This window comes from Microbacterium sp. JZ70 (assembly GCF_053903225.1).
Genome location: NZ_CP096405.1, coordinates 2,742,000 through 2,762,038 on the forward strand (window position 1 = coordinate 2,742,000; position 20,039 = coordinate 2,762,038).

Consider the following 20,039-nt stretch of genomic DNA (forward strand, 5'->3'; position numbering starts at 1 on the left):
CCCGGCCTCGATCGAGGCTACGCCGGCCCGGGTCCCGCCGCGCCGGAGTGGAACGGGCAGCGCCGGACGCGCCCGCCCGACGCGGGCATCGTCGGGAGCCTCCTCCGATTGACCTCCAGTCCGGAGCCGAGGATGGTCACCTGCGGGTCGCTGAGAGCGGCGATCGCGGTCGCGAGACCGGCGATCGCGAGCTTCTCACCGGGGCACCGATGCCCCGTCGCGACATCCGCGCCGCCGTGCGGCACGAACGCGGCGAGGGCCTCGTAGTCCTCGACGCCCGCGAACCGCTCCGGATCGAACTCGTCGGCGCGCTCCCACGAGCGCTCGTCGGTGTTCGTCCCGAGGATGTCGAGGACGACGCGTCCGCCTGCGGCGACGCGGCGGCCGTCGAGCTCGACGTCGGCGATGGCCCAGCCGGGGAGCATCGGCACGAACGGCGCTGTGCGCCGGATCTCCTGCGCGAACATCGTCGCGAGCGGGCCGCCCACGAGCGAGCCCCGCTCTCGCGTCTCCTCGGCGATGCGCTCGCGCCACGCGGGTCGGTCGTGCAGCTCCTTCGCGGCGAACGCGGCGAAGCGCGCGACCGCGATCATCGGCCGCATGCTGTTCTGCAGCTCGATGCCGGCCGTGCGCGCAGGCAGGAGTGCGCCATCCGGCTCCCGGTGGTCCGCCCACGCGCGCAGCGCGGTGTCCGTCTCGGCCTTCAGCTCGCCGGCGCGGACAGCCGCGATCAGCCGCTCGGCATGGCGATCCGACCAGAGCCGGTTCGCGAGCGCGAGCAGATAGGCAGGCGAGTAGGGCGAGCCGAACCCGTCGACGATCTGGGCGAGCCGCCCCGCCCACCGCGTCTGGGCGTCGGCCGTGCCGGGCAGACCCGCCCATCGCATCGACGCACGCCCGAACGCGCCGACCGCGGCATCGTAGGCCGAGCGCGTGCCGCCGTCGCGCCATGCCTCGAGCTCGGTGAGCCACTCGCGCTCGAGGTGCGGGCCGAACCTCTCCACCTGCGCGTCCTCGTAGGCGACGTCGACGAAGGTCGCCTTGCGATGCCGGTGCGCCGCGCCGTCGAGACTGTGCACGGAGCCGTGCCCGAAGAGCGACTCCTGCACGATCGCGGGCATCGCCCCGTGCCGCGCGATGCGGCTCTCGTCGTAGAAGACCGCGACGCCCTCGGGGCCGCGCACGAAGAGCGTCTCGTCGCCGAGGAGCCGCATCGGCGCGGACCGCGCACCGTCGCGCACGCGGCTCCAGATGTGCGCGCCGAAGTCGTACCCGCGCAGGAGGAAGGACAGGGAGTCGTCGTGCAGCAGCTTGCCGAGTCGAGATGTCCGCATGCTCTCACCGTCTCAGGGATCAACGCGCCCTTCCAGGGGGCGGCGCCGAGCACGGCGGTGTGCTATCGGAGGATGCGTCATATCCGCATGGCAGGATGACGGAGGACGCCCGCTCGCTCGGAAGGACCACTGCTCCATGCCCCTCTCCCCGAAACGCGGCGCCGCCGTCGCGCTCCTCGCGCTGCTGCTCCCTCTCGCCGCGTGCACGAACGGCGCCGAAGACGCCGCCCGTGCCGCGGCGGACGACCTCGCCCAGGCCCTGTCCGAGCGGACGCTCGACGGTGTCGCGCTCACGGCCCCGGAGGCGGCCGCCGCGTTCGACGAACAGATCGCCCCGCTCGCGGACTACACGGTGAAGGTGTCGGCCGACGAGGTCGAGCGGGACGGCGCCGAGGCGACCGTCGCCCTGCACTGGAGCTGGGATGTCGACGGCCACGAGTGGACGTACGACACCACGGCCGCCCTCGTGGAAGGCGAGGACGAGTGGGCCGTCGACTGGACGCCCGCGACTCTCATCCCCGAACTCGGACCGGATGATCGGATCGAGATCCAGCGCACCTTCTCCCCGCGCGCCGAGGTCCTGGGAGGTGACGGAGCCCCCATCGTCACCGACCGCCCGGTCGGCCGGTACGGCCTCGACAAGACCGCGATCCCGGCGGAGGAGGTCGGCGCCTCGGCAGAGCGGATCGCGTCCGCCGTCGGCATCGATCCCGCCGCCTTCCGGGCATCCGCGGAGAGCGCCGGCCCTGAGGCCTTCGTGCAGGCGATCGTCGTGCGCGAGGGCGAGGAGGATCAGCACGTCGATCCCGCGTTCTCGAGCATCCCCGGCGCACTCGTCGTGCCCGACGAGATCCCGCTCGCGCCGACGCGCACGTTCGCGCGCGAGATCCTCGGCACCGTCGGCGAGGCGACGGCCGAGATCGTCGAGGGCTCCGAGGGCGCCGTCCGAGCCGGCGACCAGGTCGGGCTCTCCGGTCTGCAGGCGGAGCACGACCGTCAGCTTCGCGGAACGCCGACCACCGTCATCGAAGCGGTCGGCGCCGAGGACGAGCGGCGCACGCTCGCGGAGTGGCCCGGCGAGGACGGCGAGCCGCTCGCGCTCACCCTGGATCCCGCCATGCAGATGCACGCCGAGGAGATCCTCGGCGGCCTCGGCGGCGAGGACGCGCCGGGGAGCGCGATCGTCGCCATCCGCCCGTCCACCGGCGAGATCGTCGCGGCGGCGAATGGCCAGGGCAATGCGGGCCTCAATCTCGCGACCACGGGCGAGTTCGCCCCGGGCTCGACCTTCAAGCTCGTGACGTCGCTCGCTCTCCTGCGATCCGGCGTCGCTCTCGACGACGTCCTGTCCTGCCCCGAGACGATCGAGGTCGACGGCTTCACGTTCAAGAACTACGACGACTACCCGGATTCGGCGCTGGGCGACGTGACCTTCCGCACCGCGATCGCGAACTCCTGCAACACGGCACTCATCGGCGCTCGAGACCGGATCGCCGACGGCGCGCTCGCCTCCGCCGCCGCGTCCCTCGGGCTCGGCTCCGAGATCGACCTCGGCTACCCGGCCGGGCTCGGCCGGGTTCCCGAGCCCGAGAGCGAGACGGAGCGCGCGGCCGACCTCATCGGCCAGGGGCGCATCATCGCCACGCCCCTGGCCATGGCGACGGTCGCCGCGTCCATCCAGGCCGGCGAGACCGTCGTGCCGCATCTGATCGCGGACCGGACGGGAGACGCCGAACCGGCGGATCCGCTCACGGCAGACGAGGCGACCGCGCTGCAGACCCTCATGCGCGCGGTCGTCACCGAGGGCTCGGCGACCTTCCTGAACGGCATCGGCGAGGTCGGTGCGAAGACGGGCACGGCGGAGTACGGCGAGCCCGGCGAGGATGGCTCGCACCCCACGCACAGCTGGATGGTCGGCACGCACGGCGACCTCGCGGTCGCCGTGTTCGTCGAGGAGGGGAAGTCGGGCGCCGAGACCGCCGGACCGCTGCTTCAGGCCTTCTTCGAACGCTGGTGACCCGCGGCGGCCCGATCAGGCTCGGGCCGCCGCGGCCCAGACCTCGCGCCACTTCGCCGCGAGCGAGTCGATCGTCTCGTGCGCGTTGAGCCCGCTCGGCTGAGGAACGACCCAGAGCGCCACGCCGTCAGGCCATCCCAGGGCGAGGGGCGGGTCCTGCGCGCCGAGCCTGGCCTTCGGCAGCGAGAACGCCGCACGAAAGGCCGTGATGCCCGCCACCGCGACGACGCGGGGCCGGAGGCGCGCGACCTGCGCGACCACGCGGCGACCGCCCGCCCTCAGCTCGTCACGGATGAGCTCGTCCGCGCGGGCGGTCGCGCGGCCGACGAGGTTCGTGACGCCGATCCCCCGGCCGAGCAGCTGCTGCTCGTCTTCACCCGACAGCCCTGTCGATGCGTCCACCGCGCGGTCCGTGAGACCGGCGCGCTGCAGAGACGGCCAGAACCGGTTGCCCGGACGGGCGAACGGCGCGTTGACCGCAGCGGTCCAGAGGCCCGGGTTGATTCCGACGATGAGCATCCGCAGTGCCTCCGGGTCCGCCGGCAGGACATCGTCCATCGCCCGCGGGTCATCCGCGGCGAATCGCCGCAGGTCGTCCGCACGCGGCCGCCGCCCGGCGAGTGGCGACGGACGCCTCGGCTCCCCGAGCACGGGCCGCACGCCCTCGCGCGTGACGTAGCGGCGTTCGATCCCCGCGGTCGCGCGCGCCCACGTGCTCTGGGCCATCCGCGCCCGATGGGCGGCGAAGGCGCTCTCGTCCGCGAACACCTCGTCGACCTGCCACGCGAGGGGGTCCGCGGTCGGACGCACGTGGAACGCGAGGCACCCCGGCTCCGCGCGGGTCGCCGCGAGATGCGCGGGAAGGTGGCGCTCGACGCGCTCGGCCTCGGCGGGCGTCGCGCAGAGGAGGTGTCCCGTGAGGACGATGGGCATCAGGCCCCCCGGCCAGTCGGGCGCGCGTCCGCGACGCGCGGCCGCGGGGCTGCGATGCCGCGGACGCAGACCGCGAGCGCCGTGCGCCAGGCCTGCTCCCCCTGCAGAGCGCGCCGGCGCTCGAGCGCCGCGAGCCCCTCGCAGAGGGCGTGGAACGCGCGGACCTGCGCCCCCAGCTCCGGTTCGTCGACCGAGCCGCCGACCCGCGCGACGCGTGCCCGGAGCTCGGCGAGCGCCTCACCCCGCGCCGCTTCCGCCGACGGCGCGTCGTCTGCCGTCGGGCGGTCGAGACCGAAGGCGAGAGCGTAGAGGGCCGGATGACGCGCGGCGAACGCGCGAAGCGCCAGTCCGGCCTCGACGAGGTCTGCCTCCGGATCGTCGGTGACGGGCAGCTCGGCCAAGCGGCGCCCGAGCAGGTCGAATCCTCGCACAGCGAGCCGCGCGAGGAGGTGGCCCTTGGAAGTGAACACGCTGTAGATCGCACGCGTCGTGACGCCGGTCCGCTCGGCGAGGGCGCGCACCGACAGAGCCGCGAGCCCGCCCTCCTCAAGCACCTGCTCGGCCGCCTCGAGCAGGTCCGCCTCGGTCTCGGCGCCGTACCGTCTGGGTCGTCCCACCTTGACAGACTATCGTCACATCGTTACGTTACGTTGTAACGAAACTCGGGAGGTCATCGTGGACCCCGCTCTCGCTCCGGTCGGACAGCACGCCTTCGGCGGGCGCCTCGAGCGCTTTCGCCTCCTCCGGCGCGAGCTCTTCGCGCGTCGCGGTCTCGAGCTGGATGAGCACCAGGTCATCCGCAGAGACGGGAGCCGCATCCATCTCCTGTCATCCGGCGGCGGCGACGACGAGGTCACCGTCTTCGTCCACGGCGGCGTGGGGAACAGCGCGGAGTGGGCAGACGTCGCGCCGCGCGTCACGGGTCGGGTCGCGATCGTCGACACCCCGGGCTTCGGCCTCTCGGATCCGCTCCCCGCCCCGATCGACGATTGGGGTCGCGCCTGCGCGAGCTGGCTGCTCGACGTCGTCGACGCCCTCGGGGCGGCTCACGTCCGCCTCGTCGGCTGCTCGATGGGCGGCTTCGCGACGATCCGGTTCGCGGCCGCTCACCCCGATCGCGTGGCGGGGCTCACGCTGGCGGGAAGCGCCGGCGGGCTGTTCGCGGACATCGGGCTCTTCCTGCGCCTGTGGACGGTCCCCGGCGTGGGCAAGGCGGTCTCGCGCCTGCCCCTGCGCGATCCGGAGGCCGTGCGCAGAAGGATGTTCGGGCCCTACGTGGCCGACCCCGCGCGGATCGCCGACGATGTGCTCGCGGTCGCCCTCGCGGGCGTGAACCTCCCGGGCGCGAGAGAGGCGAGCCGAGCGGTGATCCGCTCCGTCGCCGACGCGCGGGGCTGGAAGCCGGCGGCGCGCGTGGACGCTGTCCTGGTCGCCGCGGACGTGCCGACCGCCTTCGTGTGGGGCGATGCCGACATCCATGCTTCCCCCGACGTCGCACGCGCCCTCGCCGCGCAGATGAGCGCGGCCCGCGTCGTCGTCGTGCCGGCCGCCGGGCACATCCCCCACCTCGACCATCCCGACGCCGTCGCGGACGCCATCCGCTGATCGGCTCGCGGCGCGCCGCTCACGCCGCCGCGATGCGCCACTCCCCGCCGGGATCGCGCACGAGGCGGGCCTGCGCGAGGCCGAACGGCGGTGGTGTGACGCGTCGCCGCGCGTCCCAGAGCTCGATCTCGAAGGGGACGCACCGGACCACGACGAACGCGGGGTCGTCCGGTCCTGCCGGCCAGAAGGCTCGCCAGAACGGCATGAACCAGCGGCGGCGGGCGGCCGCGTCCTCGAGCATCTCCGCCGCGCATCGGACGGTGACACAGGCACCGTCGCGTTCACGGAGGTACGAGAGGACGACCCTTCCGCTCCGGCGGATCTCGGCAGCCTTCCGACTGTGCGGCGACGTCCCGGAGTGCACGACGAGGTCGTCATCGGGCCGGAAGGGCTGCACAGCGCGGGCCCGCGGCCCACCCGGTGCGTCGGTGATGCACAGGCAGTAGCGAGCGCGCATCGTCGCGCGGGCGACGTCGAGCCAGACGTCGACGGATGCGCGGTGCGCGCGGATGCCCCGGCGGCGCACCACCGCGCCGATCCGCTCGAGGAGAGCGCGCCGGGCTCGCCGGACGCGCGAAGTGGACCGCGCGCTCACCGGGGCAGCTCGATTCGCGCGAGACGAGCGGGCCCCGCGTAGGCGTCGATGGCGACGATGCGCTCGCCGAGCACCGAGAAGGCCATCACCGACACCGCACGCTCCCCCACCTCGATGACGACGCCCGGCCGTCCGTCGACGAGCACGGGCACGAGCCGCGCGTCGGGGTTCGCGAACATCATCGCATTGCCCGCGACCGCCTCGGCGCCGCGCACCACTCGGAGGGGCGAGGTCGCCGTGTCCGCGCGCAGGACGACGTCGGGATCGAGCACGGCGATGAGACGCGGCAGGTCGCCCGAGCGGGCCGCCGCGAAGAACGCATCGAGCACGGTCCGCTGCCGCCGCGGGTCCGCGTCGCCACCTCCTCCCGCCGCCTGCACACGACGCCGTGCACGGGACGCGAGCTGGCGCACCGCCGCGGGAGACCGCTCGAGAAGCTCCGCGATCTGCTCGAAGGGGACGTCGAAGGAGTCGTGCAGCACGAAGGCGACGCGCTCCGCGGGGCTGAGCCGATCGAGGACGAGCATGAGAGCGGCGCCGACGGCGTCTGACAGCTGCGCCGCGACATCCGGAGCGCCCTCCGGAGTGTCCGTGTCCACGACGGGATCGGGCAGACCCTGTTCGTACGCGATCTCGTTCCGGGTCGCGCGAGCGCGCAGCGCATTCAGACACACGCGCGATGTCACGGTCGTGAGCCACCCGCCGAAGTTGTCGACGTCATCGTCGCCTGCGCGGGACACGCGAAGCCACGTCTCCTGGACCGCGTCGTCGGCGTCTGAGGCGGATCCGAGCATGCGCTGGGCGAGCCGTGCGAGCCGCGGTCGGTGCTCCTCGAAGCGGATGGCGAGGTCGTTCTGATCGGTCATGTCACATTCCCTCTGTTCGGCGGGTCACTCTACTGACCGCCCGAAACGCGGCGGTGTGACAGCACAGATGCGATACGAGGAGACCACCATGACCGACACCGCTCTGCTCACCCCCGCCGACGCCGACACCGTCGTGGCGCACAAGGCGCGCATGCCCCATCCTGCCTTCCTCCTGGAGGGCGGGCTCGATGCCCTCACCGGGCTGAACCGCGTCGCCCGCTCGGCAGGACTGCCCGAGCCCCTCCTGCATCTGCTCTGCCTGCGCGCGAGCCAGATCAACGGCTGCAGCTGGTGCGCGGTCGACCACGCACGCGAGATGAGCGAGGACGGCGCATCGCCCGAGCGGATCCACTCGGTCGCCGCCTGGCGCGATGCGCCGTACTTCACTGAGCGAGAGCGGGTCGCGCTCGAGTTCACGGAGGCGATCACCCGCCTCGCCGATCACCACGACCCGATCTCGGACGAGCTCTGGTCGCGCATGACCGAGCTGTTCGACGCTCGCCAGATCTCGGCGCTCCTGTTCGAGATCGGCGCGATCAACGTCTGGAACAGGATCAACGCAGCCATCCGTCAGCCCGCAGGGCGGCGCTGAGCACGCCGGGCCGCGCCGCGGGAACGGCGGCGCGGCCCTGACCTGCGGCGCATCCCCCTACGCGGCGAGCGCGGCGGACGAGACGATCTCATCCACGCGCGCCGCGTCGGGCTCCTCGAGGGTGTCGTAGATGAGGTGGACACGGGCGTCACGGATCCCGCAGAACTCGGAGATGCCGACCCGCAGCTGGACGTCGAGCGCCGTGTCGAATCCGTGGCGCGCGTAGTACGCCGACGAGGCGCCGGCCAGGCCGATCCAGAGCATGCGCGTGCCGTGGAGAGTCGACGGCTCGTAGGCGAACCCCCGGTTCCACACCCGATCGACCCAGCCCTTGGCGATCGCAGGCAGACCGAACCACCACACGGGGAAGACGACGACAACGAGGTCCGCGGCGGCGATGCGAGCCATGTGCGCCCGGACCTCCGCCGAGTACTCCTTCGTGTGGTCGGCCCAGTCAGGCTCGTCCGCGGTGCGCAGCGACGGATCGAAGCCCTCCGCATACAGGTCCAGGACGTCCACCGTGCTGCCCTCGGCGCAGAGCGCGTCCCGAACGCGCGCCGCCGTGGCGGCGGTCAGCGAATCACGGCGTGGATGTGCGACGACGACGAGCGCGTGCATCGATCTCGACTCCCTTCGGCGGTGGCACCGCATACTTGATCGGCTCAAGCATCACAGTGGCACATTTGCTTGATTGGATCAAGTGTTATGCTCGGCGCATGGCAGCTCCGTCAGGACCCGTGTCGGCATCGACGGACGCCGAGCGCGCGATGTTCGACTTCGTCGACGCCTACGACAGGGCCTATGAAATCGCGGCCGCGCAGCACGAGATGAGCGTCGCCCAGGCCTGCGTGCTCGGACGCATCTCGAGGCCGCGCGGGATGCGCGAACTCGCCGACGAACTCGAATGCGACGCATCGAACATCACGCAGATCGTCGGCCGACTCGAGGCGCGAGGACTGGTGGAGCGCCACGCGAATCCCGACGACCGCAGGTCTCGACTGCTCATCCGCACGCCGTCCGGCGACAGCCTCAACGCCGCCTTCGAGCAGAGCTTCGCGTTCGCGAGGACAGCCGCCTCCCGACTCAGCGCTGACGAGCAGAGCCAGCTGGCCCAGCTCCTGCACAAGGCACTCGGACGAGCCCCGGCCTGACGCTCGGGCGCCGAGACGGCGGCGTGGGCCGAGGATTCGTCCCGTCGCACCGGCAGGAGCCATCCGCCCCTCCCCGACTCGCAGCCCGACAGAGCTCAGCCCGCGGCCCGCGACATCCTCGCCGCTGCAGCCCGGACGCGGTCGCGCATCTCGTCCGGGCCGTCGATCGTCACCTCGCAGTCGAGGGCCGCGATCACGGGCGGCAGCCAGTCGAGGCTCTCGGCATGGATCACCGCCCGATACCAGGGCAGGCCGTCCTCGGACGCACCCTCTCCGTCGTCCAGCCGCTCGAGCCGGGCCACGCTCCGCGGCAGGTGAGGTCGGATGCGATCCTCGGTCGCCCGGATGCGCAGCACCACCTCCCACCGGTAGTCCGCGCCGGCGAACCGATCGAGCAGGCCCTCGGCATCCGGCCGACGCGGCGGAGCGAAGGTCTCGCGCAGAGATCGAGCTGACCGAACCCTGTCGACGCGGAAGGTCCGCTCCTCCTCCCGATCCGCATCGAAGGCGATGAGATACCACCGATCCCCGTGCGCCACCAGGCCATGCGGATGGACCACTCGTCGGGAGAGCGCGCCGTGACGGTTGACGTACCGGAGATCGAGCGCCTGCCGAGACGCGACGGCCTCCGCGAGGGTCAGCGTGATGGCAGGGTCGGGAGCAGCGGCACCGCCCTGAGGGGTGCGCATCGTGGCACCGAGAAGGGCGTCGACCCGCTCCGCCTCCGCGGCCGGGAGCGCTCGCCGGATTTTGGTGAGGGCCGTCTGCGCGGCGATCTCGGGCTCACCCGACGCCGCCTGGGCGCGGACGAGCCCGAGATAGACAGCCACCGCCTCCTCGGCGCTGAACATGAGCGGGAGGACCCGCTCGCCCGGCGCCAGTCGATAGCCGCCGTAGCGCCCCCGCAGCGTCTCCACGGGCAGCCCGAGATCGACCAGCCGCGCCATGTCCCTGCGGATGGTCCGCTCATCGACGCAGAGCCGATCGGCCAGCTCGCCGACCGTGCGCTGGTGCGCGGACTGCAGGAGGTCGAGCAGGCGCAGGGCGCGAGCGGTCGTGTCGGCCATCCATCCATTGTCCTCCGCATACAGGACATTTTGCGCCCGGTATCGCTCGTAGCGTCATGTCCGTGGCCGAGTGCGTCGGCCACGGACATGACAGAAGGAGAAGGCCATGGAGCTGGCAGCCACCCGCATCATCACCGACGACGTCGACGCTCTCGTCGCGTTCTACGAAGCACTCACCGGAGCAGCCGCCGAGCGGCTCCACCCGATGTTCGCCGAGTTTCGGACGCCATCCGGCACGCTGGCCATCGCGAGCTCCGCGACCGTGCACCTGCTCGGAGACGGTGCCGCCGAGGCCCACGCGAACCGCAGCGTCGTGCTGGACTTCCTCGTCGACGACGTGGACGCGACCTACCGGGCCGTTCAGGACGTCGTCGAGGTGTTCGTCAACGCGCCGACGGACATGCCCTGGGGCAACCGATCGCTGCTCGTCCGCGACCCGGACGGCAACCTCATCAACCTCTTCACGCCGATCAGCGAAGCGGGCCGGCGGCGCTTCGCGAAGGACGTCGGCGCCGAGCGCTGAAGGCGCGCCTCCTCCCTCGGCGCGGAACGCCACCACGGGCGCTATGCTCGGCGCCGAGCGCGGAAGCCGCGTTCCTGCGGCGCCTCGTCCGATCGGAGAGCTCATGACCACCACCTCGGCCACCGGCGACGCACCTGCCGCGTCCGCGCAGCACGGGATGACGCCGATCCCCATCCCCGAGCAGCCCGACGCCATCGAACTCGGGACGGGACAGCTGCCGGAGGCTTCAGCACCCGAGGCGTGGCACAGCCAGTACGGAAGCATGTTCGCTCGCAATGTCAGCACCGCCACGCTCACACCGTTCCTGCCCGACGCGGCCACGGCGACGGGCACCGCCGTGATCGTGGCTCCGGGCGGTGGATTCATGTCGCTGTCCATGGAGAACGAGGGGTGGGACGTCGCTCGCGCGCTCGCGAACCGTGGCGTCGCCGCCTTCGTGCTGAAGTACCGTCTCAAGCCGACTCCAGAGGATCTGGACGACTTCGACGCGGCGATCAGGGCGATGCTGGCCGCACCGCGCCTGTCGGACCGGCATGACCCGGCCACGGCGCTCCGCGGGCTCGATGCGCAGATCGCCGACGCTCGCGCCGCATTCGCGCTCGTGCGAAGCCGCGCGGACGAGTGGATGATCGATCCCGCGCGCGTCGGCATGGTCGGCTTCTCCGCGGGTGCGATGCTCACGGTCGCAACGGCCCTTGTCGGCGGGGATGCGAAGCCGGCGTTCATCGGCGATGTCTACGGCCCGCTCACGGCCTTCGACGTCCCTGATGACGCGCCGCCGCTGTTCATCGCGCTTGCCGCGGACGATGGCCTGATGGACCCGAGGGGGTTTCCCCTCGTCGAGAGCTGGCGCGCTGCGGGGCGGCCCGTCGAACTCCACTTCTATGAGCGAGGCGGCCACGGGTTCGGCATGTATCCGAAGGAGACGACCAGCACGGACTGGTTCGGCTCGTTCGTGAGCTGGATGAGGATGCACGGTCTGCTGGAGCGCGCCGAGCCGACGTCTCGCTGATCGCTGCGGCTGCGCTACAGGCTGCTCGGCTTCTCGCCCCTGATGAAGCCGTCCTGCAGGTATCCCCCACGGAGTCGAGCACTGCGCGGCACATGCCTGCAAGCGCGGCGTGATCATCCGCCCCGCTGTCGACCCAGGCGGCAAGACCGAACGGATCCTGGTTCCCGCGCAGCTCGCGCAGGAGCCACTTCCCGGTCCCGACCCAGGCGGGCATCGAGCGCAGGGCCAGCTCAGCCGCCTCCCGCCACGCTGTCGCCATGACCACACGGAGGGTTCCCGAGTCTGCCGCGTCCTCCAGATCATCGACGAGCGCCGAGAGGCTGTACCGGCGCGCTCGAAGCTGATCCCTGCCGATGGGTGCTGGCCCAGCGGCGAGCGTCGCGCGCGACGCGGAGACCAGTTCGTCCGCGATGTCGCCTTCGATCAGCGACACCCCTGCGCCGATGAGCCGATCCAGAACGGGACGAGCATCATCGCGCCCTTTGTCCAACCAGACCTGCAGCGCGTCCGGGCCGTAGACGAAGGCCTCCACCAGTCGCCCGTTGTCCGTGGTGGTCTGGACGAACGCCGTCGTCTTCCATTCGCCGGGCAGCACCACGAGAATGTCCAGGTCCGAGGTCTCGGTCGCCGAGACGCGTCGTACGGGAACTCACCTCACGGTCTCGCCGAGCTGCCCTTGGATCTGGCGAATCGTCGATCCGAGCACGCCGCGGGACAGAAGGCCAGGTGCGAGCGGACCTGACGGATCGGCGCCGAGGGGCGGAAGCAGACGCAGCGCCTCACGCTCGCGCTCGCTGAGGTCCGCCACTTGCCAGCGCACTTCCTCCTGCACCAGCGCCGGCTGCTCGGGGTGCGCAAGCGAGACCGCCTTCGCGGCGTACGCCGCCGCGCCCAGCGCGTGAGCGGCCATGTGGGCGACAGCCGCCGCCTGGCCGACGGCGCGAGCGGCCGCCACTCCGGCGGAAGTGGTCGCTGCCCGTGCCGCTTTCAGAGCGACGAGGCGCTTTCGGATCTCCTGCCCAGCACTGCTGTCCCCGGCGCTGTAGGCGCGGGTGCGGGCGACGGCATCGAGGATCTCATGTCGCGCCACGTCGTCGGCATCGAACAGCGGCAGCACCCGCTCAGCGCAGGACAGCGCCCACCGCGCCAGCACGCGCCGGTCCGAGTCGCTCAATGTCTGATTCGACACCACGCGGCGAGGATATCCGACGCGGAAGCTCAGGCTGGCCAGTGCTCAGGACGCCGCGTCTACACGTTGAAGCGGAACTCCACCACATTCCGTAGCCGGATAATCTCTGCCGTCAGTTCCGCCCGCAGGTCGTCATGCTCGCCGTTCAGAGAGAATTGCGGATCCGTCCAGTGATCAGGCGAGTACAGCCACACAGGTTTCGCGACGAGGTCGGGCGGCTCCCATTCGTACCGCGGCCAGACGTGCGCGTGAAGGAACGCATCATGATTCCCAAGGATCTCGACGTTGACGCGCCGAAACGCCTCGTCGCGACGACGGCAGACGTTCTCGACTGCCGTGGCGACCAGGTCGACGTCCGCGAGGTAGCGGATCCGGTCGGCGCGCGGCAGATCGCTCAGGCGATCCACGCCCGGCACCTTGGTCAGCGCGAGTGAGTACCCCGGGAGCCATTGGACGTCTCCGACGACGGCGAATGCCGCATCGAGCTCAGCGAGCACCGTGGGATTCATCCCTGCAAGCGCCGACCGGACTCGGTCCTCATGCCAGGCGGTCACGCTACCTGCAGCGGGGTGATCGCGGCGATCTGCTCGGCCGCGCGACCCTCGGCGAGGTCGAAGTCGTACTGCGGCTGCAGGTTCAGTTTGTTCTGTGCGATACCGAAACCTCTGATGAAGTCGACGACCTCCCCCGGGTGGATCGGCGGATAGAGCTTGTCAGTGATAGTCAACGATCTCGACCCCCTCGAGACTGGCGTCGGTCCACGTGAGGCAGATCCGCCACTGGTCGTCGGTCCTGATGCCGTGCGACCTGATCGCCTTTGACCGGGACAGCACGCACCGCTTCATGAGCGCCTACACGTTGAAGCGGAACTCCACCACGTCGCCGTCCTGCATGACGTAGTCCTTGCCCTCGATCCGCACGCGGCCCTTCGCCTTGGCCTCGTTCATCGACCCGGCCTCGTCGAGGTCGGCGAACGAGACGATCTCGGCCTTGATGAAGCCGCGCTCGAAGTCGGTGTGGATGACCCCGGCGGCCTGCGGCGCCGTCCACCCCTTGCGGATGGTCCACGCGCGCGCCTCCTTGGGCCCCGCGGTGAGGTAGGTCTGCAGCCCGAGCGTCTCGAAGCCGACGCGCGCGAGCTGGTCGAGCCCCGACTCCTCCTGGCCGAGCGACTGGAGCAGCTCGAGCGCCTCGGCCGGCTCGAGGTCGATGAGCTCCGACTCGACCTTCGCGTCGAGGAACACGGCCTTGGCGGGCGCGACGAGCGCCGCGAGCTCCGCCATCCGCTCGGCGTCGGTGAGGACGCCCTCGTCGACGTTGAACACGAACAGCGTCGGCTTGGCCGTCAGCAGGCCGAGCTCCTTGATCGGCGCGACGTCGAAGCCGGCCTGGAACAGCGTCTTGCCCGTGTCGAGCACGGCCTTCGCCTCGAGGGCGGCGGCGTGCACGGCCGGGTCGGTCTTCTTCCCCTTGACCTCCTTCTCGAGACGCGGCAGCGCCTTCTCGAGGGTCTGGAGGTCGGCGAGGATGAGCTCGGTGTTGATCGTCTCCATGTCGCTCGCCGGATCGACCTTGCCGTCGACATGCACGACATCCGTGTCGGCGAACCCGCGCACGACCTGCGCGATCGCGTCGGCCTCGCGGATGTTCGCGAGGAACTGGTTGCCGAGGCCCTCGCCCTCGCTCGCCCCGCGCACGATGCCGGCGATGTCGACGAACGACACCGGCGCCGGGAGGATCCGCTGCGAGCCGAAGATCTCGGCGAGACGATCCAGGCGCGCGTCCGGCAGCTCCACGACGCCGACGTTCGGCTCGATCGTCGCGAACGGGTAGTTCGCCGCGAGCACCGTGTTCTTGGTCAGGGCGTTGAAGAGGGTGGACTTGCCGACGTTGGGCAGGCCGACGATTCCGATAGTGAGAGCCACGGGCATCCATCCTACGGCGCGGCGCCTGCGAGGCCGCCCCGCGGATAGACGACGACCCCGGGCGCTGTCCACCCGTTCCGCGAGCGCACGGCGACCGGTACCGTCTCGATCATGACGTGGCGCTCGCGGTGGGAGGCGCTCAAGCGCCGCAGCCAGGAGCTCGAGGGGCCGGGGCGCGGCCTCCTCGCCGCCAAGACGGCGGCGGCGTGCGGTCTCGCGTGGTACCTCGCCCCCTGGGTGCCCTTCGCCGAGAACGAGTACTCCTACTACGCTCCCCTGGGCGCACTGGTGAGCATGTATCCCACCCTGATGCGCTCGGTGCGCACGGGCCTGCAGACGCTCGCGGGTGTCGGCATCGGCATCGCGCTCGGCGCCGCGGGGCTCGCTCTCGTGCACGCGGGCGGTCCGGCCGTGGTCGCCCTCGGCGGCGTGGTCGGCGTCGGCGTCCTCGCCGGGGCCACGCGCTTCCTCGGGGCGGGCGGCGACTGGGTCGCGATGGCCGGGATGTTCGTCCTGCTCCTCGGCGGGGCCGACGCCGACCAGTTCTCGATCTCGTACATCGTCACGCTCGCGTTCGGCGTCGTCGTCGGCGTCGCGGTCAACCTCGCGATGGTGCCGCCGCTGCACCTCGGGTATGCCAGCCGGCGCCTCTCGCAGCTGAGGGATGCCGCGGCAGGGTCGCTTCGCGATCTCGCGGACCTCCTCGAGCGCGGCACCGGGCCCCGCGAGGAGATCGACACGATCGTGAGCGGGCTCCGTCGCACCGCCTCCGCGGTCGCGGCCGACGTGCTCGATGCCGACGAGAGCGCCCGGGGCAACCCGCGCTCGCGCGGCCACCGTGAGGAGCGCGCCGTCAACGACCGGCGCCGCAGGGCTCTCGAGCACACGGTGTTCTCGATCCGCGACCTCAGCGACGCGCTCTTCCGCTCGGGTGGCGAGGACGACGGCGAGCCCACGGTCGACCGCACGGCGCATGAGCCGCTCGTCACGGCGATCCGCGCGTGCGCCGACCTCGTCGCGGCGCCCCTCGAGTCCGAGGACGCCGACGATCTCGTGTCCGCCGCCGAGGACGCGGTCGCCGGCTACCTCTCGACCGTGCGCGACGCCGGGGCTCCGAGCCCCGAGGCCGCGACGGTAGGGTTCTGCCTCCAGCGCATCCTCGAGAGCGCCCGGCCGATCACCCGATGAGGGATGGCCGGAGGTCGCGCAGCGTGCGGCGTCGCGTCATCCGGAAGGTCACGACGAAGGCCGCGAGCAGAGCGCCGACGAGCCACAGCCCGAGGAATCCCGCGTCCGCCCAGGCGCGCGCGTAGTCCCCTCCGTACATGAGCTGTCGGATGCCGTCGACCGCATGGCTCATCGGCAGCGCCTCGTGCAGCGTCCGAAGCGGCGTCGGCAGCGTCTGATACGGGAACGTCCCGCCCGCCGTGACGAGCTGGAGCACCATGAGCACGAGCCCGAGGAACTGCCCGACGCTCCCCAGCAGCACGTTCAGCGTGAGGATGATCGCCGCGAAGGTCGCGGAGGTGAGGGCCATGAACCCGAGCATCGGCCAGGGCTGCGCCACGGCGTACCCGAGGGCGAACGCGACGACGCAGAACACGACGGCCATCTGCAGGATGCCGAGCGCCGCAGGCGTCGTCCATGCCGCGAGCGTGATGGGCAGGGGTCGCCGCAGCGCCGTGACCGCGCGCTTCGAGTAGGGCTTGACGATGAGGAACAGCGCGTAGATCCCGATCCATGCCGCGAGGCTGATGAAGAAGGGCGCCATTCCCGCACCGTACGACGACGCCTCCGTGATCGCATTCGACGACACGTGCACCGGGTCGGCGATCATCGCGGCGGCTGTCTTCCGCTCGTCCTCTGATTGGTCGGGGATCTGCGTGACAGCGTCGGCGAGTCCGTCACGCAGCTGCACGGCGCCGTCGTCGATCTTGACGAGGCCGTCCGCGAGCGACGACGCGCCGTCGGCGAGCTGCCACACTCCGGTCGACAGGTCCGACGCGCCGGTCTGGGCGCTCGAGATCCCGTCGACCAGCGCGGGCATCCCGTCCGCGAGCTTCTGCGTGCCCTCGGCGACCTGCGCGCTGCCGTCGGCGAGCGCCTGGATGCTGCCGGCGGCATCCTGCACCTGCGCGTTCGCGCTCTCGAGATCCGTCCGCACGGGCGAGACGATTCCGAGCACCGTCTGGATCTGCGTCTCGTCGAGACCGGCCTCCTGCAGGCGGCCCCGGATGTCCTCCTCCGTCGGGAGGTTCGCCACCGCGTCGCCGATGCGCTGCGCGACCGGCTGAACCGTCGCGGAGAGCTGCGCGTTGCCCGCTGCGACCTGGTGCGCGCCGTCGTTGAGCTGGCGCGTCTGGTCGGGCAGCGCCGCGGTCGAGTCGCGCAGCGTCGTCAGGCCGTCCGCGAGCCGCGAGGCGCCGTCGGCCGCCGTGCCGGCGCCATCCGCGAGCGTCGCCGATCCCGTCCGCGCCTCGCCCGTCCCGTCCGCGAGCTCCCGCGCGCCGTCTGCGGCGTCGACGAGGCCCGATCGCACGGTCGCGAGCCCGTCGAGCAGCTTCTGCGCGGCCTCGCGGCCGACCTCCTGCGTGAGGCTCGAGCGCACCTTCTCGCCGACCTGATCCGCGATCGTGCCCGCGAGGTAGCTGTTGGAGTCGTTCGTCGTGACCTCCACGACGGCCTGCTCGGGGTCATCCCCCGCCGCCGAGGTGAGCGCTCGCGAGAAGTCCGGCCCGAACGTCACGATGAAGTCGTACTCCCCCGAGCGGATCCCGTCTGCGGCCTCCTGCGACGTCGTGACGTGCCAGTCCATCTCGGCGTCCTCGACGAGCTGGTCGCGCACCTGATCGCCGTAGTTGACCGTCTCGCCGTCCTGCGTCGCCCCTTCGTCTGCGACGACGAGCGCGACCGGCACCTGATCGAGGTTCCCGTACGGGTCGTCGTTGCCCCAGAGATAGAGGCCGGCGTAGAGCACGGGCACGAGCATGAGCGCCGCGAGCGCGAGCTTCGCCATCGGCGTGGCCGTGAGGCGCTTGAGCTCGGTGCGCACGAGGGTGAGGAAGGTCATCGTTCGGTCTCCTCCGCGTCGGGTCGCGACGCGATCGGGTCGGGGCAGACGGATGCGGCGGCGGATGGCCCCGCGTCCGCGATGTCGGATGGCGCGGTGTCGGATGGCGCGGACGGAGGCGGAGTCTCCCGCTCGCCCTCGACGGGGACGTCGGTCTCGGAACGCAGGACGGTGACGGGCGGCGCGACCGGCAGCGGCGCGGTCTCGGCCGCAACCGGCTCGCGGACGACGTCGTGGACCTGGGCGTGCGCGTCGCGCTCGAGCGCCATGAGCGCCCCGACGGCCTCGACCGATGCGCCGCCGGCGAGCACGATCACGAGGAGCCCGCGGTCTGCCCACGACCGCGCGACCTCGTACCATCCGCGTGGGTCGCCGCCGTGGCGGTCGGGCGAGACGATCACGAGCGCCTCGACTCCGCGGCGACGCGCCGCCGTCTCGGTGAGGACGCGCACCCTCACCTCGGCGGGGAGCTCGCCCATGGCGGTGTCGCGGTAGGCGACGAGCCCCTCGTCGGCGAGCATCCGGCGCGCTGCGCGACGCGTGCCGCGCACCCCCGAGAAGGCGAGCTCCTCGCGGAGCACGGTGTGCAGGGCGAGATCGTCGACGGGGGCGCTCACGTCGGGCGCGTCGACGATCGCGACCGCGCGCCGCAGCGCTCGCGCGTCGGCCGCGCCGTCGAGAGCGACCTCGCCCGAGTCGGGCGACATCCGGCCGCCGAGGATGAGCGACAGCACGCTCGGCCGCTGTCCGCCCTCGACGGGGACGACGGCGACCTCGCCCGAGCGGGCGTGGACCGTCGTCTCCGGCAGCACGCTGCCCTTGGAGATGCCCCGCGCCGAGATCCTCATGCCGCGCCCACCGCCATCGCGACAGCCGCGGCGTCGCGCCAGGACAGCCCGGCGACGCCGAGTGCGGTGACCACGACGAGGTGCCGCGCCTCGGCGTCACCGAGCCCGCGCCGCACGACCTCGTCGAGCACCGCGAGCGCGGAGTCCTCGATGAGCCGTGCCACGATCGCCGGCTCCGCGTCGGAGCGGAAGGTGCCCGACGTCGCACCGCGCGCAACCGCGTCGCGGAGGGACGCGCGGATGGGCTCGAGCCCGCGCGCGGCCGCTCGCTCGAGCGGTCCGCGCACGATCACGCGCGCGACGAGCTTGACGTCCGAGACCTCCTGCCACAGCGCCATCCCGATCCGGGCGACGTGCGCGGCCGGGTCGGGGTCGCCGACGTCGGCGAGTGCCGAGGCGATGCGCGCGGTGCCCCGCTCGACGAGCTCGCCGAGGAGCGCGTCCCGCGAGGGGAAGTGGCCGTACAGGGCGCGGCGACTCAGACCCGCCTCGGCGGCGACGGCGTCGATCGATGCCTCGGGATCGCGTCGGAGCAGGCGCGCGGCGGCCTCGAGCAGGGCTTCCCTGTTCTCGAGCGCGTCGCGGCGACGGCCACGGGGCAGTGCGGTCTCGTCCATGACCTCCACGGTAGTAATCTGCACATCAGTGTGCAAGTTATTTCGGAGTACTCACAGGCGCGCCGCGGTCCACGCTCCCAGGAACGGTCGGAGAGACTGGACGGATGCCCCTCGACTTCACCGCGATCGACTTCGAGACCGCGAACTCCCGCCCGGAGTCCGCATGCCAGGTCGGTCTCGCTCGAGTGAGGGGCGGGGAGATCGCCGCTCGCGCCTCGTGGCTGATCCGGCCGCCTGCGGGCTTCGACGAGTTCTTCGCCTTCAACTCGACGATCCACGGCATCCACGCCGACGACGTGGCCGGGGCGCCCGAATGGGCCGAGCAGTTCGACGATCTGCGCGAATTCGCGGGCGACGACATCCTCGTCGCGCACAGCGCGGCCTTCGACATGGGCGTGCTCGGTCGCGCGTCGGCGGCCACGGGCGTCGTCTGCCCGCCCTGGCGCTCGCTGTGCAGCCTCCAGCTCGCGCGGAAGACGTACGATCTCCCGTCCTACAAGCTGCCGAGCGCGGCGGCCGCGGCCGGCTTCTCCGGCTTCGCGCACCACGACGCGGGCGCCGACGCCCTGGCATCCGCGCACATCGTCATCGACGCGGCGCGCCGATTCGGCGTGGACGATATCGAGGCGCTCGCGCAGTCGGCGGGCATCGCCATCGCGACCCTGCTCGTCGCCGAGCCGGTGGGCTGAGCCACC

General features: G+C 71.9%; 22 protein-coding genes and 1 pseudogene. 8 read left to right on the top strand and 15 right to left on the bottom strand.

Features of this window, described 5'->3' with window-relative positions; genetic code table 11:
- Window positions 1–17 precede the first annotated feature (17 nt).
- On the bottom strand, window positions 18–1,334 hold the full coding sequence (locus M1D46_RS12710; RefSeq protein ID WP_456285705.1) for a cytochrome P450: 1,317 nt from the start codon (window positions 1,332–1,334) through the stop codon (window positions 18–20).
- Window positions 1,335–1,470: 136 nt separating this feature from the next.
- Here M1D46_RS12710 and M1D46_RS12715 point away from each other — a divergent pair, with 136 nt between their 5' ends.
- Window positions 1,471–3,351 (top strand): penicillin-binding transpeptidase domain-containing protein, encoded by a 1,881-nt coding sequence (locus M1D46_RS12715; protein ID WP_456285706.1) that lies wholly within the window; start codon window positions 1,471–1,473, stop codon window positions 3,349–3,351.
- A gap of 15 nt (window positions 3,352–3,366) precedes the next feature.
- On the opposite strand, the gene M1D46_RS12720 is transcribed toward M1D46_RS12715, so the two are convergent.
- The 3 genes and pseudogenes from M1D46_RS12720 to M1D46_RS12730 all read right to left on the bottom strand — a co-directional run bounded on the left by M1D46_RS12720 (window position 3,367) and on the right by M1D46_RS12730 (window position 4,901).
- Window positions 3,367–3,909, bottom strand: coding sequence for a mismatch-specific DNA-glycosylase (locus M1D46_RS12720; RefSeq protein ID WP_456287170.1), 543 nt, complete (start codon window positions 3,907–3,909; stop codon window positions 3,367–3,369).
- A 210-nt stretch (window positions 3,910–4,119) separates the two neighbouring features.
- Window positions 4,120–4,284 (bottom strand): annotated as a pseudogene (locus M1D46_RS12725) (putative quinol monooxygenase); the annotation flags it as partial.
- Window positions 4,284–4,901 (bottom strand): TetR/AcrR family transcriptional regulator, encoded by a 618-nt coding sequence (locus M1D46_RS12730; protein ID WP_456285707.1) that lies wholly within the window; start codon window positions 4,899–4,901, stop codon window positions 4,284–4,286. The gene M1D46_RS12730 and the pseudogene M1D46_RS12725, both read right to left, overlap by 1 nt.
- Before the next feature lie 58 nt (window positions 4,902–4,959).
- Between M1D46_RS12730 and M1D46_RS12735 the strand changes: the two genes are divergently transcribed.
- Window positions 4,960–5,889: an alpha/beta fold hydrolase gene (locus tag M1D46_RS12735; protein WP_456285708.1), complete on the top strand. Its 930-nt coding sequence runs from the start codon at window positions 4,960–4,962 to the stop codon at window positions 5,887–5,889.
- Window positions 5,890–5,908: 19 nt separating this feature from the next.
- Here M1D46_RS12735 and M1D46_RS12740 read toward each other — a convergent pair whose 3' ends face one another.
- Both M1D46_RS12740 and M1D46_RS12745 read right to left on the bottom strand, forming a co-directional pair.
- On the bottom strand, window positions 5,909–6,418 hold the full coding sequence (locus M1D46_RS12740) for a pyridoxamine 5'-phosphate oxidase family protein (protein ID WP_456285709.1): 510 nt from the start codon (window positions 6,416–6,418) through the stop codon (window positions 5,909–5,911).
- Between the two features lie 62 nt (window positions 6,419–6,480).
- Window positions 6,481–7,350: a sigma-70 family RNA polymerase sigma factor gene (locus M1D46_RS12745; RefSeq protein WP_324014443.1), complete on the bottom strand. Its 870-nt coding sequence runs from the start codon at window positions 7,348–7,350 to the stop codon at window positions 6,481–6,483.
- A gap of 88 nt (window positions 7,351–7,438) precedes the next feature.
- Between M1D46_RS12745 and M1D46_RS12750 the strand changes: the two genes are divergently transcribed.
- On the top strand, window positions 7,439–7,942 hold the full coding sequence (locus M1D46_RS12750; protein WP_456285710.1) for a carboxymuconolactone decarboxylase family protein: 504 nt from the start codon (window positions 7,439–7,441) through the stop codon (window positions 7,940–7,942).
- 57 nt (window positions 7,943–7,999) lie between these two features.
- Here M1D46_RS12750 and M1D46_RS12755 read toward each other — a convergent pair whose 3' ends face one another.
- On the bottom strand, window positions 8,000–8,593 hold the full coding sequence (locus tag M1D46_RS12755; protein WP_456287171.1) for an NAD(P)H oxidoreductase: 594 nt from the start codon (window positions 8,591–8,593) through the stop codon (window positions 8,000–8,002).
- 65 nt (window positions 8,594–8,658) lie between these two features.
- Here M1D46_RS12755 and M1D46_RS12760 point away from each other — a divergent pair, with 65 nt between their 5' ends.
- Window positions 8,659–9,093, top strand: a complete 435-nt coding sequence (locus M1D46_RS12760; protein ID WP_456285711.1) for a MarR family winged helix-turn-helix transcriptional regulator — start codon at window positions 8,659–8,661, stop codon at window positions 9,091–9,093.
- Window positions 9,094–9,188: 95 nt separating this feature from the next.
- Here the strand turns inward: M1D46_RS12760 and M1D46_RS12765 are convergent, their stop codons facing one another.
- Window positions 9,189–10,160, bottom strand: a complete 972-nt coding sequence (locus M1D46_RS12765; protein ID WP_456285712.1) for a helix-turn-helix transcriptional regulator — start codon at window positions 10,158–10,160, stop codon at window positions 9,189–9,191.
- A gap of 106 nt (window positions 10,161–10,266) precedes the next feature.
- Here M1D46_RS12765 and M1D46_RS12770 point away from each other — a divergent pair, with 106 nt between their 5' ends.
- A complete protein-coding gene (locus M1D46_RS12770) occupies window positions 10,267–10,683 on the top strand; it encodes a VOC family protein (RefSeq protein ID WP_456285713.1) in 417 nt (138 codons plus the stop codon).
- A 103-nt stretch (window positions 10,684–10,786) separates the two neighbouring features.
- Window positions 10,787–11,695: an alpha/beta hydrolase gene (locus M1D46_RS12775; RefSeq protein WP_456285714.1), complete on the top strand. Its 909-nt coding sequence runs from the start codon at window positions 10,787–10,789 to the stop codon at window positions 11,693–11,695.
- A gap of 649 nt (window positions 11,696–12,344) precedes the next feature.
- Here the strand turns inward: M1D46_RS12775 and M1D46_RS12780 are convergent.
- From M1D46_RS12780 to ychF, 4 genes are all read right to left on the bottom strand, one after another.
- A complete protein-coding gene (locus M1D46_RS12780; RefSeq protein WP_456285715.1) occupies window positions 12,345–12,887 on the bottom strand; it encodes a putative immunity protein in 543 nt (180 codons plus the stop codon).
- Window positions 12,888–12,943: 56 nt separating this feature from the next.
- Window positions 12,944–13,381, bottom strand: a complete 438-nt coding sequence (locus M1D46_RS12785) for an HIT family protein (protein WP_324014434.1) — start codon at window positions 13,379–13,381, stop codon at window positions 12,944–12,946.
- Window positions 13,382–13,434: 53 nt separating this feature from the next.
- The gene (locus tag M1D46_RS12790; RefSeq protein WP_456285716.1) at window positions 13,435–13,611 is read right to left on the bottom strand and encodes a hypothetical protein; all 177 of its coding nucleotides are present in this window, start codon (window positions 13,609–13,611) and stop codon (window positions 13,435–13,437) included.
- A gap of 124 nt (window positions 13,612–13,735) precedes the next feature.
- Complete coding sequence (gene ychF / locus M1D46_RS12795) at window positions 13,736–14,809, bottom strand: redox-regulated ATPase YchF (protein WP_282979560.1); 1,074 nt, start codon at window positions 14,807–14,809, stop codon at window positions 13,736–13,738.
- Window positions 14,810–14,920: 111 nt separating this feature from the next.
- On the opposite strand from ychF, the gene M1D46_RS12800 reads away from it, so the two are divergent.
- Complete coding sequence (locus M1D46_RS12800; RefSeq protein ID WP_456285717.1) at window positions 14,921–15,997, top strand: FUSC family protein; 1,077 nt, start codon at window positions 14,921–14,923, stop codon at window positions 15,995–15,997.
- Here M1D46_RS12800 and M1D46_RS12805 read toward each other — a convergent pair.
- The 3 genes from M1D46_RS12805 to M1D46_RS12815 are packed head-to-tail and all read right to left on the bottom strand — an operon-like array spanning window position 15,987 to window position 19,344.
- Complete coding sequence (locus M1D46_RS12805; protein WP_456285718.1) at window positions 15,987–17,879, bottom strand: YhgE/Pip family protein; 1,893 nt, start codon at window positions 17,877–17,879, stop codon at window positions 15,987–15,989. The genes M1D46_RS12800 and M1D46_RS12805 overlap by 11 nt on opposite strands.
- Entirely contained in the window at window positions 17,876–18,727 is an 852-nt protein-coding gene (locus tag M1D46_RS12810; RefSeq protein WP_456285719.1) for a hypothetical protein, read from the bottom strand. Before M1D46_RS12810 ends, M1D46_RS12805 begins: the two co-directional genes overlap by 4 nt.
- On the bottom strand, window positions 18,724–19,344 hold the full coding sequence (locus M1D46_RS12815) for a TetR/AcrR family transcriptional regulator (protein WP_456285720.1): 621 nt from the start codon (window positions 19,342–19,344) through the stop codon (window positions 18,724–18,726). Before M1D46_RS12815 ends, M1D46_RS12810 begins: the two co-directional genes overlap by 4 nt.
- A 104-nt stretch (window positions 19,345–19,448) precedes the next feature.
- Between M1D46_RS12815 and M1D46_RS12820 the strand changes: the two genes are divergently transcribed.
- The gene (locus M1D46_RS12820; protein ID WP_456285721.1) at window positions 19,449–20,033 is read left to right on the top strand and encodes a 3'-5' exonuclease; all 585 of its coding nucleotides are present in this window, start codon (window positions 19,449–19,451) and stop codon (window positions 20,031–20,033) included.
- The last annotated feature ends 6 nt before the right edge of the window (window positions 20,034–20,039 follow it).

Excerpts from the sequence above, each read along its gene's own strand:
- M1D46_RS12710 (WP_456285705.1), bottom strand. The coding sequence starts at position 1,334 with ATGCGGACATCTCGACTCGGCAAGCTGCTGCACGACGACTCCCTGTCC.
- M1D46_RS12715 (WP_456285706.1), top strand. The coding sequence starts at position 1,471 with ATGCCCCTCTCCCCGAAACGCGGCGCCGCCGTCGCGCTCCTCGCGCTG.
- M1D46_RS12720 (WP_456287170.1), bottom strand. The coding sequence starts at position 3,909 with ATGGACGATGTCCTGCCGGCGGACCCGGAGGCACTGCGGATGCTCATC.
- M1D46_RS12745 (WP_324014443.1), bottom strand. The coding sequence starts at position 7,350 with ATGACCGATCAGAACGACCTCGCCATCCGCTTCGAGGAGCACCGACCG.
- M1D46_RS12750 (WP_456285710.1), top strand. The coding sequence starts at position 7,439 with ATGACCGACACCGCTCTGCTCACCCCCGCCGACGCCGACACCGTCGTG.
- M1D46_RS12755 (WP_456287171.1), bottom strand. The coding sequence starts at position 8,593 with ATGCGGTGCCACCGCCGAAGGGAGTCGAGATCGATGCACGCGCTCGTC.
- M1D46_RS12760 (WP_456285711.1), top strand. The coding sequence starts at position 8,659 with ATGGCAGCTCCGTCAGGACCCGTGTCGGCATCGACGGACGCCGAGCGC.
- M1D46_RS12765 (WP_456285712.1), bottom strand. The coding sequence starts at position 10,160 with ATGGCCGACACGACCGCTCGCGCCCTGCGCCTGCTCGACCTCCTGCAG.
- M1D46_RS12770 (WP_456285713.1), top strand. The coding sequence starts at position 10,267 with ATGGAGCTGGCAGCCACCCGCATCATCACCGACGACGTCGACGCTCTC.
- M1D46_RS12775 (WP_456285714.1), top strand. The coding sequence starts at position 10,787 with ATGACCACCACCTCGGCCACCGGCGACGCACCTGCCGCGTCCGCGCAG.
- M1D46_RS12800 (WP_456285717.1), top strand. The coding sequence starts at position 14,921 with ATGACGTGGCGCTCGCGGTGGGAGGCGCTCAAGCGCCGCAGCCAGGAG.
- M1D46_RS12805 (WP_456285718.1), bottom strand. The coding sequence starts at position 17,879 with ATGACCTTCCTCACCCTCGTGCGCACCGAGCTCAAGCGCCTCACGGCC.
- M1D46_RS12810 (WP_456285719.1), bottom strand. The coding sequence starts at position 18,727 with ATGAGGATCTCGGCGCGGGGCATCTCCAAGGGCAGCGTGCTGCCGGAG.
- M1D46_RS12815 (WP_456285720.1), bottom strand. The coding sequence starts at position 19,344 with ATGGACGAGACCGCACTGCCCCGTGGCCGTCGCCGCGACGCGCTCGAG.
- M1D46_RS12820 (WP_456285721.1), top strand. The coding sequence starts at position 19,449 with ATGCCCCTCGACTTCACCGCGATCGACTTCGAGACCGCGAACTCCCGC.